This is a genomic window from Pseudomonas sp. SIMBA_068, assembly GCF_046534705.1.
Lineage (GTDB): Bacteria > Pseudomonadota > Gammaproteobacteria > Pseudomonadales > Pseudomonadaceae > Aquipseudomonas > Aquipseudomonas putida.
In genome coordinates this window covers 1-234 of the sequence record NZ_JAWRYI010001715.1, presented here as the reverse complement: position 1 = coordinate 234, position 234 = coordinate 1, and the positions used below count along the sequence as shown (strand labels likewise).

Annotated in this window: 1 pseudogene; it reads right to left on the bottom strand. The window is 62.4% G+C overall.

The features are described from left to right. Window positions 1-234 (bottom strand): annotated as a pseudogene (locus tag SB756_RS35605) (glutathione S-transferase family protein); the annotation flags it as partial.

Below are 234 nucleotides of genomic sequence, written 5' to 3'. Positions count from 1 at the left end.
ATCCTGCATCAGCCAACTCACTACCGACACATCGAGCAAGGGCTCCAGGCCTTTGAGGGCGCGGACAATCAGGGTGCGGTGGGCCCATGGGCAGGCCAGCGAGACGTACAGGTGGTAGCGGCCGGCCTCAGGGGCGGGCAGTTGGTTACGGCGTTGGGCGTTTTCGCGTTTGAACGTGCCGTCCTTGCCGTTTTCATACCACTGATCATGCCAGCGGCCGTCGATCAAAAGGCC